The sequence below is a fragment of the Flavobacterium rarum (SeqCode) genome (assembly GCF_965234445.1).
GTDB lineage: Bacteria > Bacteroidota > Bacteroidia > Flavobacteriales > Flavobacteriaceae > Flavobacterium > Flavobacterium rarum.
In genome coordinates this window covers 297,229-314,177 of the sequence record NZ_OZ248479.1, presented here as the reverse complement: position 1 = coordinate 314,177, position 16,949 = coordinate 297,229, and the positions used below count along the sequence as shown (strand labels likewise).

Genomic DNA, 16,949 nt, shown 5'->3' with positions numbered 1-16,949 from the left:
AATGATTTAAAACCAAATTAATTTCAATCCCTTTTTTCTATGAAATGTTTAAATTGTGATTCTGAAGCTTCTGGTACTTTCTGTTTTAATTGTGGTCAAAAAACAAGTACAACTCGATTTTCGTTTAAGGAAATTTTCAAAAATGATATTGCAAAACAGTATTATTCTTTAGTCAAAAGTCCCATTTTTTTTACCTTAAAAGAATTAGCTACTAGACCAGGTCATTCGATAAGAGAATATATATTAGGCAAAAGAGTTAGTCACATGAATTACATGGGTCTGTTCTTATAACTAACAACTATCGCAATTTTTTTAGATAAATATGCCAAGGTAACAGTAGCCGATATAGCTACTTCAATCGAGGATGCCAATGAAAAAAAGTTGTTAAATACTTTTTTTACATTTGTTCGTGAAAATCCAAAAACTTATATTTTTATAACCATTCCTATTATTTCTGTTTTTACATTTCTATTTTTCAAAAAAAGCAAATTCTTCTTTTCGGAACATCTAATTTTAAATATCTATAAATCCTCGGGATTATTGATCATTACAAAAATTGTGACGCTGTTTTCAATATTCGTTTCGAACCTAACTTTTTTAAAAACACTTAATCAAATATCTAGCTATGCTGTAATGGCTTATTCTTTTTGGTTTTTATACCAGTTTTTTTATGATAAAAATATTTATTCTAAAGCCAGTATAATTACTAGATCGTTACTTTCGACTCTTTTTGGAATGCTGTTTTCGAGTTTAATTCTTTTTATTTATTGGCTGATTCATTTTGCTCTAACCCAAGGAAAAGTCTAGTTTTATTGAACATAAAGAGTTTAAAAAATCAAGACACTCATTAAATAAAAGAACAAACATTCTTAATCGTTTTATATCGATTACTAATTATTGAACCGCTACCCTACTGAAAAGATATTCTATTCTTGACCTTTATAAATAAAAAAAGACTGTAATAAGTAGAACAAATTACAGTCAATCTTTTATTTACAAGACCTTTTTTATTTTGGACTCTTATTACTTAGTGTCAGGGTAAAGGACACACTCGTTCCTTTTCTAGCAGCGCTCCTCATTTGAGAAACTCTAATGGTGTAAACACCACTTTTAGCTATTTTTCCCGAAAAAACATTTCCTGCAGTATCACCAATGTGCATGGCAGCGCCATCAGAGTCTGGGGCCATCAAGTTAAAAGAAGACGAATTGGTACTTCCTTTAAAAGTAACTTTAAACATTTGTCCTTCTTCTACATAAACTGCGTAGTCAATATAAGCATCTCCCTTAAAAGTGCCTTTGATTACTTTGTTTGGGCTATCTGGTGACAAAGTAACATCAACTTTTTTTTGTGCTAAAGAAACTACTGGTATCATTGCTACAAATAATACCGTCACTAAGAATTGTTTTAAATTTGTGTTCATAAAGATTTGATTTTAATTGATTTACAATATAAATCTACAAAAAAAAGTATTAAAAAAATTTTTTAAAGTAAAATATAATTGAGCTCAAAAAATGATTTTCTCAATTTCTTGAAAAACCTTTAGAAACCTAAAAAAACAAAAATTTCAATATTATTACGGAGTTTGGGATTTTTTATTTTAATCAAAAAAGGCTTTTCAATTTCTTGAAAAGCCTTTTTTGGGGCAAACAAAATTAACTAGCTTTTATAAGCAACTCCCATGTCTTCAATAGAGAAGTGGTCGGTCAAGAGGTGTAATAAATGATCTCTTAACTCAATATATTCGGGAGTTTTTACAATTTCAATCTTATTTCGTGGTCTTGGTAAATGAACCTCAACAATTTCTCTAATTGTAGAAGCTGGGCCATTGTGCAAAACCACAATTCGGTCTGATAAGAACAGCGCTTCTTCGATATCATGCGTAATCATCACGATGGTTTTCTCTCTGTTATTCAGATTCCATAATTTCAAAACTTCGAGTTGCATCGAACCTTTGGTTAAAGCATCCAATGCGCCAAAAGGTTCGTCCATCAATAAAACTCCTGGATTGATGGCAAAAGCTCTCGCAATAGCCACTCTTTGTTTCATCCCGCCCGATAGCTGTGCCGGTAATTTATCTTTGTGTTGGAACAGATTCACCATTTTGAGGTTCTGAATCACAATCTCGTGTTTCTCGGCTTTGGAACAATCCATAACCGAATCCACCGCTTGAAAAATATTGTTTTCCACCGTCAACCAAGGCAATAACGAATAGTTTTGAAAAACAATTCCGCGATCCGGTCCTGGCCCTTTGATGTTTTTATTGTCCAATACTACCGATCCTCCTGTTGGGGTAAGCATCCCTCCTATGGCGTTCATAATGGTCGATTTTCCACAACCCGAATGTCCGATGATTGATATGATTTCTCCTTTTTTGATAGAAAGGTTAATGTCTTTTACTGCAATGTATTTCCCTTTTGGAGTTGGAAAAGAGATTTCCAAATCTTTTATTTCTAAATAGCTCATGATAGTTTTTTTTAAGATTGTTTAAAATTTAATGGTAAAAGTTTAAAGTTGTTTAATGGTTTAACGTTTGTGTGAACTAAGCTTAAGTTTTTCAACTATATTAAACTTTTAAACAACTTTAAACCTCTAAACTATTTTAAGCTTTATAAGATACTTTTTTCTCAATCATTGTAAAAAATCCGTCAAAAATAATTCCGACAAATCCGATGATGATGATGGCCGAAATTACTCTTTCTAAGCTCAGTGCATTCCAGCTATCCCATACAAAAAATCCGATTCCCGCACCGCCTGATAACATTTCGCCGGCAACAATAACCAGCCAGGCAACGCTGATACTCAAACGCAATCCAGTAATAATGTGGGGCAAAGTGTATGGAAAAACCACTTTGGTCAAATACCTCCATTTTGAGAAACCAAATGCCTTGGCTACATTTTTATGATCTTGCGGAATGGTACTCACCCCAAAAGAAGTGTTGATTAAGGTAGACCACAAAGAGGTGATAAACACAATGAAAATAGTCGCCATTCCGGTGTCTTTGAAAACCACCAAACCAATAGGAAACCATGCCAAAGGCGAAACTGGTTTTAAGAACTGAACGATAGGGTAAAATATTTTTTTGAAAATTGAACTGGCACCAATCAAAATTCCAAAAGGAATTGCAAATAATGAACCCAATAAAAATCCCGATAAAACGGTTTTGATGGAGACAAACAATTGCAAACCAATTCCTTTGTCATTTGGTCCATAATCATAAAAAGGATCGCTTAACATTTCGAATAATACGGTTAAGGTTGCTGTTGGCCCAGGAAGCGCCTCTTTGGTATAATAACTCAATAGACTCCAAAATCCGCAAAAAATGGTCAATCCAATACTGGCAAATGCAATTGATTTTGCTTTTTCTAAAATATAGCGTGACGCTTTTATAAGTGTTTTTTTCTTGATTATTCCACCTATAATTTTCTTTTTAGATTTTGCTATTTCTAGCCCCTGGGTTTCTATTGTTGCTGTTGTTGAATGTGACATAATTGTGAATTTTAATGTTTTTTGGTACTTATGAACTCCTGTTTTTTTGCTTTTGAATTTGAAAACTAAACTTTTACTGAGTTTAAATTTTTAATTGCTAAGGACTAAAAGCATATTGATTTTATTTCTTTTGCCACAGATTTAAAGGATTAAAAAGATTTTATTTATTGCTACTAAAAAAATCTGTGCTAATCAGTGTAATCAGTGGCCTAAAAAAGCATATTGATTTTATTTCTTTTGCCTCAGATTTAAAGGATTAAAAAGATTTTATTTATTGCTACTAAAAAAATCTGTGCTAATCAGTGTAATCAGTGGCCTAAAAAAGCATATTGATTTTATTTCTTTTGCCTCAGATTTAAAGGATTAAAAAGATTTTATTTATTGCTACTAAAAAAATCTGTGCTAATCAGTGTAATCAGTGGCCTAAAAAAGCATATTGCTCTTGAAATCCGTGAAGCTGCGTGAGGGATAGAGCAAGGCGCCATAGCGCTCGGGATAGCCCGACCCTGTTGCGCTAAGGGGCTGAATGAGCGGTTCTATAAATAAGCCCCTTTGCTCAACAGGGTCACGCCCTACTTATTTTAATGTTTCACCACTTTTAAATAAGCAGATGGGTTTGCTGGATTGAAAACCGTTTTGTCCATAGTAAGGGAGAACGGTTTCATATCATCTGCTGGGATTTTGATTTTCATGCTTTTGGCTACTTCTTCGTAAAGATCCTGAAGAATTAATTTGTCGGCAATCGCATTGTAGTTGGGTTCTTCTTTCAAATATCCAAATCGAACAAACTGTGCCATCGCCCAGATAGCGTACGATTTACGAGGGTAATTTACTGTTCCGCCTTTGTAAAACAACATATAATCTTTGTCGTAAACTTCGATTCCTTGGTTGCAACCTAGGTTGTAATCTCCCATTAATCTTGACTCAATAACATCTGGAGCGGCGTTTACATAAGGTGCTTTCCCAATGATAGCGGCAGCTTTCTTGCGGTTAGCAGGATTATCGAGCCAGATACAAGCTTCGAGAATGGCTTTCATTACTTTTTTTAAGTCTTCACGACGGGTTTCGCTAAATTCTTTGTTGACAACCAATGCTTTTTCAGGGTGGTCTTTCCAAATATCCTGCGATGCAATTTGAGTAAATCCAATTCCTTGTTTTACGGCAACACCGCCCCAAGGCTCGCCTACGCAGTATCCGTCCATATTACCTACTTTCATATTAGCCACCATTTGCGGAGGCGGAATCGTGATGATTTTTACCGCTTTTTGGTTTAAACCAGCCAATGACATCCAGTTTCTCAACCACAAATCGTGGGTTCCTCCAGGGAAAGTCATCGCAAAAGTTACTTCTTTCTCGGCTTTCAATTTGGCGGCCACAACGGGCGTCACTTTATTCATTTGTTTGAAACCTACTTTTCCACAGAAATCATTGGATAGGGTAATTGCTTGTCCGTTTACGTTAAGCATCATAGCGATTTTCATTTCAGAACCTGCCTTTCCTCCTACTCCTGTGTAAACAGAAAATGGCATTGTATATAAGCAATGTGCTCCGTCTAATTCGCCTGTTAAGATTTTGTCACGTACATTGGCCCAAGAAGTTTCTTTGGTAACTATTACCTCAACACCGTATTTTTTAAATAAACCCAATTCTTTGGCCATAACAATTGGTGAACAATCGGTTAAGGGAATAAAGCCAAGTTTGATCGGGTCGTTTGCTGGTGGAGTTGCATTTGTTTTGAAAGAAGAGCACAAAACCACGCACGCTACCAACATCAAGGTGGTAAAAATCGTGCTTATCTGTTTTTTAGTCTGTATCATTTTTTTGTTTTTTAAAGATTGATTCAATTACTTTTTGTTCAAAAAGTTGGGTTTAATATTCACCATCACATACGCCCATTGCGGAGTTAGGTTTGCGTTTGCCACGTTTTTGACTTGTGCGGATGCCATAGATTTGGTAGCTTTCATTACCGAATAACCTGCTTCAATATTGACCATTTTGGTCAAGCTGTAATTCATTTTCAAATCCAATTCCGTTCCTAAATAACTGGTTTGTTTTCCTCCTGCTCCATTTGACAAAGAGTTAGCCGATTCAAAACCGTGCAAGTCAGCAAAAAGAGTTAGGTTGTCTTTTAAGTTGTATTTGGCTTTCAAGAAGTAGTTTAACAAACCTTGTGCGCCAAAACCACTTGGGGCATAGAAGTAGTCCATATATCCCCAGAATTTATGTGGCGTTCCATAAAGTGGGTCAAATTGATTGTTCTCGGATGTAGCAGTAACTGCTTTTGTACCGTCGTTTCCTGATAAATAATCTACTCCAGGACCTATAAATAATTTTCTTCCCACTTGCAAAGTCGTTGTAATCGAAGCCAAATTACTGCTCAAACTACGACCGTTTTTGTCATGTCCAAATTGGTGGTACACGCTACCTTCTAGTTTCAGTTTTCGGGTTGCGTTCACATTATAGTAGAAACCAGTAGTGTTACGGGTCCAGATTCCTTGTTCGTTTACTTTGGTTGTTACTGCTGGAGTTCCCGTAGTTACATTGGTATATTTATTAAAATTGTCACTTAAGAACAGAAAGGAGATGTCACCAAAGAAAAACTTTTTAGCGATATAAGCATATTCCAATGATTTGTAATTGGTGCCCAAACCGTTTGTTCCGGCAGTATAACCAGATCCAGCTGCTGGTACACCATTGTAAATAGTTCCTACCAATTGCTCTTTGTTTTGGTTGAAAGCGGCTCCAAAATCGGCTGTCCATCCTTTATTGAAATATTTCAAGACAATCGCGTCGTGGTAACGCGCTTGTTGCAACCAATCTAGTGCTCCTATTACTTTTTGGTCATCGTATGAAATCTCTTGGCGTCCAATTTTTAAAGATAAATTTTGAATACTGCTTACTGTATCGTTCAACATAATTTCGCCCCAAGCTTCGTGCAGTTGTACACCGTTATTTTCGGCAGTTGTCGATTTGTTTATTGTTGAAGCATCTTGTCCCCAAACACGAACATCTTGAATGGCTACAAAAAATTTGTATCTGTATCCCGTGAATCCAACATTCAATCTGGTTCTTTGAGAAGTGAAAATCGCTGTTTCTGCATCTTTTGCTTGCAAAGTACTGTATCCGTCTCTAAATTCTGATCGAGTTCTTAACTGTCCTGTAGCGGTTAACTGTGCATTGGCGGTATAGCAACCCAATAATGTTATAGTCAAACCTAATACCAAAGATTTTAAATTTCGGCCTTCTTTTAGTGCTTTTATTTTTTGTATTGTGGTAGTACTCTTTTGCATAATAAATTGGTTTTGATTAGTATGAAGCAAATATACATACGTATTAATACTTACGTATTTGCTTTTTACAGTATAAAACCTCTTTTTTACACACAAAAAAAATTACAGAATACAATTTATTAATTGCGTTTACGCAAGAAAATTTTACGAGCCCTTTTATTTATTGCTATCAACCAACACTTAGTTTTTAACTATAATATGTACTTAGTCAAGTTCAAAAAAAATTATTTTATTCCCATACTCCAAAATGGTCATTTATTTCCACAAAAAAAGCCCAAAAAGGGCTTATTTAATTCTGACATAGAATCCAAAACTACTTAGACATACTTATGTTCCATAATTTCCGATTTCATTTTATTGATTTGCTGCAAACCTATTTTCTTACCAACGGTTTTTATCAATTCTTCTCTTTTCAAACTAGAAATCACTCGAGTCACTTGCTCTTCAGTCGTTCCGGCAAAATCGGCGATTTCTTTTCGGGACAAATCCAGATTAATCAATTCATTGGTTTGACCAAATTTTCTATGGATGTATAATAGGATATCAATCACGCGTTCTCTCACGTTCATGTGAGCAATTTTCCGAATGTTGTTCTCGCTCTTGTTCAATTCCTCCGCATAAAAAAGCATCATATCATAAGTGAATTCGGGAACATTTTGAAGAATGTCCATCATTACTTCGTTGTTAAAATTACACAAAACGGTATCCTCCAGCGCATAAGCTCCAATCAAATACCGATTGCTCGTTCCAAAACCTCTAAAACCTACTGTATCTCCATCCGTAGTAAAGCGAACAATTTGTTCCCTGCCGTTGATTCCTGTTTTGACCGTTTTTACCTTTCCTTTTTGGACAAAATAAAGTCCTTGAATGGGTGCGCCCTCAATAATAAACTGTTGTGATTTCTTGCACGTAAAACTGTGTTTCTTCTCTATAAAACTTTGCATGTTGGTCAAATGAAGATGTTTTTTGATAAAACAATTTTCATTACTACAACTGTTGCAAATGGCTTGATTTTCTTTCATAACCTACTTTTTTAAAAATAAAAGACATTAGTACAATTTGTCATTTTGAAATACTAAATAAAATTCAGATAAATATCAAATTCAATGTGAATTAAACTGTAATAGTCCTTATTTTAAGTAAATATATGTATTTTTAGCAATAAACAATAGTTCTATCAGCGTGTTGAAGCTCTAAATCTGCCATAGAAAAGGTTCTATTTTTAAACATTCTTTATAAATGAAGATGAAAAAATAGTGTCACTTATTATTTCATCTGCTTAGAGTTGGTGGTTTTTTAGATATTCGTAATTCTATACATATAAGTAAAAATACGTATTTTTTGTTTTTTGTAGTTTTTTACTTAAATTAAAATGTTGTTCATTATCAATTTGAAATCCTGATTATTAGGTTTATTAAAACCTTACTATTACATTATTCAAGTAATAAATAGACTAAAACTAACTGTTTAAAATTTTTTCTTATTTGTATTTTTTATAAGTTTTTTACAGTTATATTCGCATCTTTTAAATAAAAACTTATAATATGAAAAAAATTTTACTTCCATTAATTACCCTTATTTCATTTTCATTTGCTAACGCACAATCTAAAGAAAAAGGAACTATCGAAATTACTCCAAAAATTGGATACTCTTCATTTAGTGAAAATAATGAAAATGACAATACTGACTCAAATTCGGGAGTTGCTTTTGGTGCAACAGCAGATTACTATTTTAATAATAGATGGAGTTTGCGTTCTGGATTGGTCTTTAACAAAATGGGGGCTGAATACAATTATATAGGAGGTGTGTGGGAAGATAAATTAAACTATTTAAGTATTCCATTAAACGCTAACTGGCACTTTGGAAGCACCAGAAAATGGAATTTAAATTTTGGATTAAGTCCGTCTTTTTTATTGAATGCAGAAGTAAATGATCCTGCAGGAAATAGTATAAAAATTACAGATAATAATATAAAATCTTTCCAATTAGGATTGACTTTTGGTATCGGTTATAAAATTGAAGTTACTAAAAAATTCGGTATTTTAATAGACTACCAAGGATTTGCAGGTTTAACTAATATTAATAATGCTTCTGGCTCAAATATTAGAAATAATGGCGATGGCTTTAACATCGGTGGTGTTATAGAGCTATAAAAGAAATAAAAAAAGCGGGGTTTAAATTAATAAGCCCCGCTTTTTCTTTAAATCACCATCGTCAACTGAATACGCTTTCTATCTTCATCCACTTCAACCACTTTTACGGTAACGTGTTGGTGTAATTTGACTACTTCATTCACATCACTCACAAAACCGGCTTTGAGTTGAGAAATATGAACCAATCCACTTTCTTTTACTCCAATATCCACAAAACAGCCAAAATTGGTAATGTTATTGACAATTCCGGGAAGAATCATTCCGGTTCTAACATCTTTTATCGATTTTACATTAGGGTCAAATTCAAAAACCGTCGCTGCTTTTCTAGGGTCCAATCCCGGTTTTTCGAGCTCTTTTATAATATCTTTCAAAGTCAAAACTCCAATATCCGCTGTTATATAGTTTTCTGGTTTTATTAAAGCTGTTTTTTCTTTATTGGCAATCAAATCGTTTACGGTCAATTTCAAATCTTTGGCCATTTTTTCAACAATACTGTATGCTTCGGGATGCACCGCCGAATTGTCCAAAGGATTTTTGGCATTCGAAATACGGATAAAAGCCACTCCTTGTTGGTAGGCTTTGTCGCCCAAACGAGGCACTTTTTTGAGTTGTTTTCTATCGGTAAAAGGGCCGTTTTCAGAACGATAGGTTACAATATTTTCTGCCAGCTTCTCTCCTATTCCACTCACATAACTCAACAAATGTTTACTCGCCGTATTGATATTGATTCCCACCGAGTTCACGCAACGAATCACGGTATTGTCTAATTCTTCCTTTAATTTGTTTTGATCCACGTCGTGTTGGTATTGCCCAACTCCAATGGCTTTTGGGTCAATTTTTACCAATTCGGCCAACGGATCCGACAATCTACGACCAATAGAAACGGAGCCTCGAACGGTAACATCATAGTTAGGAAACTCTTCTCTAGCAATCTTTGAAGCCGAATACACCGAAGCTCCCGCCTCCGAAACGATGAATACTTGAACAGGTTTATCAAAAGCAATTTTCTTGATAAAGAATTCCGTTTCTCTCGAAGCCGTTCCGTTTCCTATCGAAATGGCATCAATTTGATAGGCATTAACCATCGAACGAATTTTTTTCATCGCCATTGCTTCTTCCTTTTGCGGAGCGTGCGGATAAATGGTTTCGTTGTACAACAAATCGCCTTTTTCGTCCAAACAAACAATTTTACAACCCGAACGAAATCCAGGATCTATTGCCAAAATTCTTTTTTCGCCTAACGGTGGTGCCAACAACAATTGTCCTAAATTATTAGCAAATACCTGAATCGAATTAATATCCGCTTTCGCCTTTGCTTCCTGCAACGCTTCATTCGAAATTGCCGGATTCAGCAAGCGTTTGTAACTGTCCTCTATCGCCAATTGAATGTGTGGCGTGGTACTGTTGTCTCCTTTTATAATTAATTCATCAATAATGTCGTAAGCATCATCTAGTTCTACATCTACTTTGAACTTGATAAAACCTTCGTTTTCAGCTCGCATAATAGCCAATAAACGGTGCGATGGCGCTTTGGTCAATGGTTCCGCCCATTCAAAATATTGATTGAATTTTTGGGCGCCTTCCTCCTCTTTCTTGGATTTAACCACCTTAGTCGTGATTGTCGCCTTGCGTTCAAACAAACGTCTCAGCTGTTTTCTAACATAAATATTTTCATTGATCCATTCTGCGATAATGTCTCTTGCGCCTTGCAAAGCCGATTCCTCATTAATCACATTTTCATTCAGGTATTGTGTTGCCAAGAAATCAACATCATCCTTACTTTGCGCCATTATAATTTTCGCCAAAGGTTCCAATCCGTTTTGACGGGCGACATCGGCTTTGGTTCTTTTTTTCTTTTTATAAGGAAGATAAAAATCTTCCAATTCCTGTAAATCAAAACTTTGTTGGATTTTTTTATCCAATTCCGGTGTCAAAGCATTTTGCTCCTGAATCGATTTTAAAATAGCTTCTTTTCGTTTTACAATAACTTCGTATTCTTTTTGAAATTTAGCAATGTTCTCGATAAAAACTTCATCCAAGTTTCCCGTTTTGTCTTTTCGATATCTCGAAATAAAGGGAATCGTGCAGTCTTCCTGTAATAATTGAACCGTGTTTTGAATATTGATTGTTGCTGTGGCAACGTATTTTGAAATGAATTGTAAATTGGTCATTGATTATGCTGTAATTTTATTATCCTGTAAAAATAGAAAAAGGAATGTATTTCTATTCATTTAATTCTTTTTTTGCGGGAGGCAAAAAATTCTCGCCAGTTACTACGCTTTTCCCAGTTTTATCTTCCAAAGCAATACGAGCATTTTTAGCAATAGCACCTCCTTTTTTGCTTGCTTTTGCATTTTCGATAAGCCCTTTGGCTTTATCGCTTTCGGCAATTTGTCTGGTAGAAAGTTCAGCCAATGCGGTAAAAATCAATTCTGCCTCACTCATGTGATCCCTAAGGTTTTGGGCTTCCAGACCCTTAACCTCTTTGTGTTTTTTTACAGATAATCCTGTCCACTCTTGATGAATGATATTGGTAAGCATTGCAAACTCGTCCTGCTTTTCAACTCCGCTTTCTTTCCAATAGTCGGTAAGTTTGTTTCTAGTTTCCTGTCCCGTCATTCGTTGCTGAATCCATTTTTCGCTTCGACCTAATTTTTGCCAATTTTCGCGGGCACGATCTAAACTTTGCGCTGGATCTGCTAATTCTTGCATGCGTTCATATCCAACTTTGGCTAACCATTGTTTGAAAGGTTCCGCTTTTGGAGAGGGAATGGATTGGATTAAACGTAACAAAGTTTCTGTATCTGCAGTATCTGTCAGTCGGTTTTTGCCGTCTTCCGCAAGCATTTTCAACTGTCGACAAAGTGTCGACAGTTGAAGCCCGTCTTCAGTTTTGACCCTAATTTTCATTTTATACCAATAATCTCTTGGATTAACGCTGTCGGTCAAAATTTCGATTACATCAATAACAGAGAAATACCAAATTTCTTTTTCAGCATCATATTGGCTACGTACTTTTTTTTGTTCAAATAATTTAATTGGGCTCATACTACATACATTTTTAAGGCTTAAATAAAGACTTTAAATATAAGAAAAATAATAAACTTCTGCTATCTTTGACTTTTATTTCTATTTGAATGGTATTATTAATATTTATTTTTTTTCTTGTTAATTTAACTGCTTTTGTGTTAATAGGCTATGACAAAAGATTAGCAAAAAATAATAAAAGAAGAATATCCGAACAAACACTTTTGTTCTGGGTGGCGCTTGGTGGCACCATTGGATCATCACTTGCGATGTCACTTTTTCGACACAAAACGACTAAAATGAGTTATCGACTTAAATTTTTCGGAATTATACTGATTCAAATTTTGGCGGTTTACTTATTGATATCAAACAACATTATTAAATTTTAAAAAAAATAAAAGCCCAGTTTTGGACTGAGCTTTTATAAATATTTGGTGCGAAGCACCCCGCGAATTTTTTTTATTGACAAGCAATTTTATTCACTCTATTTTGATGTCTTCCTCCTTCAAATTCGGTAGCCAAGAACATTTCAACAATTTCTACAGCTTGTGGAATTGAAGTATAACGTGCTGGAATACTCACAATATTAGCATCATTATGCAAACGCGTTAAATACGCTATCTCTTTAGTCCAACACAAACCGGCACGAACTTTTGCATGTTTATTAACCGTCATGGCAATTCCGTTTCCGCTTCCACAAATCACAATTCCAAAATCAGCTTTACCTTCACTTACATCTGTGGCTACCGGATGTGCAAAATCAGGATAATCAACTGAAGCTTCTGTATCAGTTCCGTAATTAGTCACCTCATATCCTTTCGCTACAAGCATAGCAACAATTGCTTTTTTATAATCTGGTCCAGCGTGGTCGTTTCCTATCGAAATTTTCATTTTTTTTGTATTAGATTTTGAAATGCAAATTTAACCAAAGTATTTTAGATATACTGTAAAAATTACTTTTTCACTTCTGATTAAAAATGTAGAAATAACGCAATCCTGATTCTATTAAAATACAATCTTAACTGCTTGATTATAAGAAAATATAGAGTTTATTAACATTTATATTAATTCATAATAGTCTGCTAATCAATGACTAGAATATAATTAAAATGTTAAATTTTTGTATTGTTAATAGCAAATGCTAACTACTTGATATTCAGTTAACCTTAATTTAACATTAATTGTTTATAACTTGAGATAGAATATTAGAAGTTTTTTTTGGAAATTAGAAAAAAATAAGTAATCCAAAACCGACTTTAGAAATCCTAATTAAGTTTAATGAATTTTTAGAAAAGTTATCAATACTTAAATTTGGGTTGTAAACAAAAAAAATAAAAACACTTATTTACAATTTACCTATTTTTTGAATTGTTAACAGTTGTTAATTAAACTTAAAAAAGTCTTAAAAACTAAATATTTAAGTCAAATTATCGTTGTTAATAACTCCATATAAAAACCTAAAACTTCATTTCAATACATTTTTTTAGAAATTTATAGCTACTATTAACACACTATAATAACCACCTAAAAATTAATTTAATTTAAATTTTCTTTTTGTTGTATTTAATATATGTTGACAACTTTGAAATTTTAAAACAAAAAAAATGAAATGATTTTTGTTTTCTTTTAAACGATAGAAAGTTTCGAATTCAAATTGTCTAGTATTTCTTGAACTTGTTCAAAATCGTTGGGATGTACTTTTAATTTGATTCCGCCAAAGGCAAAGGTCGCCAAAGGATCAATTGAAACAATGTTTTCATTTTCAAAAAAATATTGAATTTCTTCTTGCTCCAAGAGATGCTTAAGAACTACAATTTCATGCGGATAATTAAAAATTGCTATTATTTTAAAGTCCTTCATTTTTATTTTTTTATAAATGTAGTGAAGTTATTATTAGTTTAAAACTGAACAGTTGTTAAGGAATAATGGATACAATTTTGTAATTTTAGACTTTTAAGAAAAGATACATGAGTAAAAGAGTAAGAAAGCCGATAAAGAAAGAGATAGATTTCTCTGATAAAATTATAAAAATATTATCGCAAAGTGCCAATAAAGCCTTTAATTATAAGCAAATAGGAGCCAAGTTAGAATTAGATGACACTCAAAGTCGCAATCAAATTATAAAAGATTTAAAGATTTTGGCCGCTTCCAAGAAAATTATAGAATCCGAACCTGGTAAATATTTAATAAAAGCGACAAGTAAAGAATATTACGAAGGAAAAATTGACATGACGGGACGTAAAACCGCCTATTTTGTTTGTCCAGAATTTGAAGAAGACGTATTTATTCCTACCAATAACTTAAATCACGCTCTAGATAAAGATACCGTAAAAGTGTATGTTTATAACAAAAGAAGTGGTAAAAGAGCTGAAGGAGAAGTAATTGAAGTAGTAGAAAGATACAAAACCGACTTTGTTGGAGTAATTGACATTCAAAAGAATTTCTCTTTTGTTTCTACAGCCAATCCAAAAATGTACACAGATATTTTTATACCAAAAGACAAAATAGGGGAGGCAGAGCAAGGAGATGTTGTATTAGTTCATATCGAAGATTGGCCCGCAAGAGCAGATAGTCCTTTTGGAAAAGTAGTGAAAGTACTTGGAAAACCAGGAGAACACGATACTGAAATTCATGCTATTCTTGCCGAATATGGTTTACCTTCAGAGTTTCCAATTGAAGTAGAAACCTATGCACAGAAAATAGATACTTCTATTGAAGCCAATGAAATAGCCAAACGTCGTGATATGCGCGATACGTTGACTTTTACGATTGACCCAAAAGATGCTAAGGATTTTGATGATGCTTTGTCGTATAAAAAATTAGAAAATGGTAACTACGAAATAGGGATTCATATCGCCGATGTTTCGTATTATTTGGAAGAAGGAACAATCTTAGATGATGAAGCCTATCAAAGAGCAACATCGGTTTATTTGGTGGATAGGGTAGTGCCAATGTTACCCGAAGTGCTGTCCAATTTTGCTTGTTCTTTAAGACCTCAGGAAGAAAAATATACATTCTCTGCTATTTTTGAAATTACCGAGAAATGTCAGGTTGTCAATCAATGGTTTGGAAGAACTGTAATATTCTCGGATCAGCGTTTTGCATATGAAGAAGCACAATATATCATAGAGACGAAAGACAATACTATTCCCGAAGAAATTTCTATTACGGGAAGTTCTTATGTAGTTTCAGATGAAATCGTTGCTGCTACGCTTAAAATGGATGAACTAGCCAAAATTTTTAGAAGAAATAGAATGAATGATGGTGCTATTTCTTTTGACAAAGTAGAAGTAAAATTCAACTTGGATAAAGATGGCGAACCAGAAGGGGTTTATTTTAAAATTTCGAAAGATGCCAATCATTTGATTGAAGAATTTATGCTTTTGGCCAATAAAAAAGTAGCTGAATTTATTGGTAAACAGAACAAAACCTTTATTTATAGAATTCACGACGAACCCAATGAAGACAAGCTTTTTGCTATGCAAGCAGTAATAGCAAAGTTTGGATATAAAATTGATTTCAAACAAGGATCTATTTCCCAAGCTTTGAACAAATTAATGGAAGATGTCAATGGAAAAAAAGAACAAAATTTAATTGATACTTTAGCCATACGATCCATGAGTAAAGCCAAATATTCGACAGATAATATTGGACATTATGGATTGGCATTTGATTATTATTCTCATTTTACATCCCCAATTCGTCGTTATCCAGACGTAATGGTGCATCGATTATTACAATATTATCTCGATGGAGGAAAATCTGCAGATGAAGAAACCTATGAAGTAAAATGTTTGCATTCTTCAACCATGGAAGGATTAGCAACCAATGCCGAAAGGGATTCTATTAAATACATGCAAGTAAAATACATGCAAAACCATCAAGATCAGGAATTTTTAGGAGTGATTTCTGGGGTAACAGAATGGGGTATTTATGTTGAAATTATTGAAAATAAATGCGAGGGAATGGTTCGTATTCGAGATATAAAAGATGATTATTATACTTTCGATGAAAAACAATATGCTTTAGTAGGTGCAACTTCTAACCAATTATTACAACTAGGCGATGAAATTTATGTAAAAGTAAAAAATGCCGATTTGGTTAAAAAACAACTGGATTTTAATTTTATAAAAAGGAATTAGTAACTTTTTTTAACATAGTTGCTGAGCTTCTAAGATACTAAGTTGCTAATTAACTTGAAATTAAGCAGAAGATATAGTAACAAATAAATTTTTTAAAAATGAAAAAAATATTTTTAATAGTTTTTGTATTTCTAGCACATTTCACTTTTGCACAAACTACAATTGAACTAAAAGATTTTGATGATGTAAAAGTATTTGATAAATTGAGTGTAATCTTAATTGCTTCGAATGAAAATAAAGCGGTTATTACTGGAACGAGCCAAAGTAAAGTGGAGGTTGTTAATAAAAATGGTCTTTTAAAGATTAGAATGCCTTTAACGAAATTAATGACTGGAGATGAGGCTAAAGTAACTTTATATTTCAAAAAAATTCAAAGCATTGATGCCAATGAAGGCAGTACGGTAACTTGTGCAGATACGTTCAAACAAACTACTTTTGATTTAGGAGTTCAAGAAGGAGCTAAGATTACGGTGGTGCTGGATGTGGATAAAGCGTCAATTAAAGCGTATTCAGGAGGAATTATTGAAGTTACAGGTAAAGCGGTCACTCAATCTGTTTTAATCAATTCTGGAGGGATTTTAAACGCAAATGAATTAGAAACTTCTCAAACAACCGTTAGCGTATCAGCTGGTGGAAGTGCCGATGTAAAAGCAAGTACTCTTGTTGATGCCAAAGTAAAAGCGGGTGGTACAATTACAATTTATGGTAATCCAAAAGAAATAAGACAAGAAACGCTATTGGGTGGTAGTATTATTCAGAAATAAGTTTCTGAGTTGCTAAGTTTTATTTAAATTTTTTTATAGACTTAGCAACTTAGAAACTTACTTACTTAGTTACTCTTAAAAACAA

Annotated in this window: 15 protein-coding genes; 5 read left to right on the top strand and 10 right to left on the bottom strand. The window is 33.6% G+C overall.

Going from position 1 to position 16,949, the window contains the following annotated elements; all coding sequences use genetic code 11:
• Positions 1–39 precede the first annotated feature (39 nt).
• Positions 40–291 carry a DUF3667 domain-containing protein gene (locus tag AC8GF4_RS01275; RefSeq protein WP_506592007.1) on the top strand — a complete coding sequence of 84 codons (252 nt, stop codon included), beginning with the start codon at positions 40–42 and terminating at the stop codon, positions 289–291.
• 716 nt (positions 292–1,007) lie between these two features.
• On the opposite strand, the gene AC8GF4_RS01270 is transcribed toward AC8GF4_RS01275, so the two are convergent.
• From AC8GF4_RS01270 to AC8GF4_RS01245, 6 genes are all read right to left on the bottom strand, one after another.
• A complete protein-coding gene (locus tag AC8GF4_RS01270; RefSeq protein WP_506592005.1) occupies positions 1,008–1,421 on the bottom strand; it encodes a hypothetical protein in 414 nt (137 codons plus the stop codon).
• Positions 1,422–1,657: 236 nt separating this feature from the next.
• Positions 1,658–2,464 (bottom strand): ABC transporter ATP-binding protein, encoded by an 807-nt coding sequence (locus AC8GF4_RS01265; RefSeq protein WP_506592003.1) that lies wholly within the window; start codon positions 2,462–2,464, stop codon positions 1,658–1,660.
• Positions 2,465–2,600: 136 nt separating this feature from the next.
• Positions 2,601–3,488: a nitrate ABC transporter permease gene (ntrB, locus tag AC8GF4_RS01260; protein ID WP_506592001.1), complete on the bottom strand. Its 888-nt coding sequence runs from the start codon at positions 3,486–3,488 to the stop codon at positions 2,601–2,603.
• A 581-nt stretch (positions 3,489–4,069) separates the two neighbouring features.
• Positions 4,070–5,305: a CmpA/NrtA family ABC transporter substrate-binding protein gene (locus tag AC8GF4_RS01255; protein ID WP_506591999.1), complete on the bottom strand. Its 1,236-nt coding sequence runs from the start codon at positions 5,303–5,305 to the stop codon at positions 4,070–4,072.
• 27 nt (positions 5,306–5,332) lie between these two features.
• Positions 5,333–6,778 carry an alginate export family protein gene (locus AC8GF4_RS01250; protein ID WP_506591997.1) on the bottom strand — a complete coding sequence of 482 codons (1,446 nt, stop codon included), beginning with the start codon at positions 6,776–6,778 and terminating at the stop codon, positions 5,333–5,335.
• A gap of 317 nt (positions 6,779–7,095) precedes the next feature.
• Positions 7,096–7,800, bottom strand: coding sequence for a Crp/Fnr family transcriptional regulator (locus tag AC8GF4_RS01245; RefSeq protein WP_506591995.1), 705 nt, complete (start codon positions 7,798–7,800; stop codon positions 7,096–7,098).
• 522 nt (positions 7,801–8,322) lie between these two features.
• Here AC8GF4_RS01245 and AC8GF4_RS01240 point away from each other — a divergent pair.
• Positions 8,323–8,931, top strand: coding sequence for a porin family protein (locus AC8GF4_RS01240; RefSeq protein ID WP_506591993.1), 609 nt, complete (start codon positions 8,323–8,325; stop codon positions 8,929–8,931).
• Between the two features lie 47 nt (positions 8,932–8,978).
• On the opposite strand, the gene AC8GF4_RS01235 is transcribed toward AC8GF4_RS01240, so the two are convergent.
• Both AC8GF4_RS01235 and AC8GF4_RS01230 read right to left on the bottom strand, forming a co-directional pair.
• Complete coding sequence (locus AC8GF4_RS01235) at positions 8,979–11,102, bottom strand: Tex family protein (RefSeq protein ID WP_506591991.1); 2,124 nt, start codon at positions 11,100–11,102, stop codon at positions 8,979–8,981.
• A gap of 52 nt (positions 11,103–11,154) precedes the next feature.
• Positions 11,155–11,979 (bottom strand): BRO-N domain-containing protein, encoded by an 825-nt coding sequence (locus AC8GF4_RS01230; RefSeq protein ID WP_506591989.1) that lies wholly within the window; start codon positions 11,977–11,979, stop codon positions 11,155–11,157.
• A gap of 89 nt (positions 11,980–12,068) precedes the next feature.
• On the opposite strand from AC8GF4_RS01230, the gene AC8GF4_RS01225 reads away from it, so the two are divergent.
• A complete protein-coding gene (locus AC8GF4_RS01225) occupies positions 12,069–12,347 on the top strand; it encodes a DUF1294 domain-containing protein (protein ID WP_506591987.1) in 279 nt (92 codons plus the stop codon).
• A gap of 70 nt (positions 12,348–12,417) precedes the next feature.
• On the opposite strand, the gene rpiB is transcribed toward AC8GF4_RS01225, so the two are convergent.
• On the bottom strand, positions 12,418–12,849 hold the full coding sequence (gene rpiB / locus AC8GF4_RS01220; protein WP_506591985.1) for a ribose 5-phosphate isomerase B: 432 nt from the start codon (positions 12,847–12,849) through the stop codon (positions 12,418–12,420).
• Between the two features lie 735 nt (positions 12,850–13,584).
• Positions 13,585–13,818, bottom strand: coding sequence for a putative signal transducing protein (locus AC8GF4_RS01215; RefSeq protein ID WP_506591983.1), 234 nt, complete (start codon positions 13,816–13,818; stop codon positions 13,585–13,587).
• 107 nt (positions 13,819–13,925) lie between these two features.
• On the opposite strand from AC8GF4_RS01215, the gene rnr reads away from it, so the two are divergent.
• Both rnr and AC8GF4_RS01205 read left to right on the top strand, forming a co-directional pair.
• Positions 13,926–16,100 carry a ribonuclease R gene (gene rnr, locus AC8GF4_RS01210; RefSeq protein ID WP_506591981.1) on the top strand — a complete coding sequence of 725 codons (2,175 nt, stop codon included), beginning with the start codon at positions 13,926–13,928 and terminating at the stop codon, positions 16,098–16,100.
• Between the two features lie 98 nt (positions 16,101–16,198).
• Positions 16,199–16,864 carry a head GIN domain-containing protein gene (locus AC8GF4_RS01205; RefSeq protein ID WP_506591979.1) on the top strand — a complete coding sequence of 222 codons (666 nt, stop codon included), beginning with the start codon at positions 16,199–16,201 and terminating at the stop codon, positions 16,862–16,864.
• The last annotated feature ends 85 nt before the right edge of the window (positions 16,865–16,949 follow it).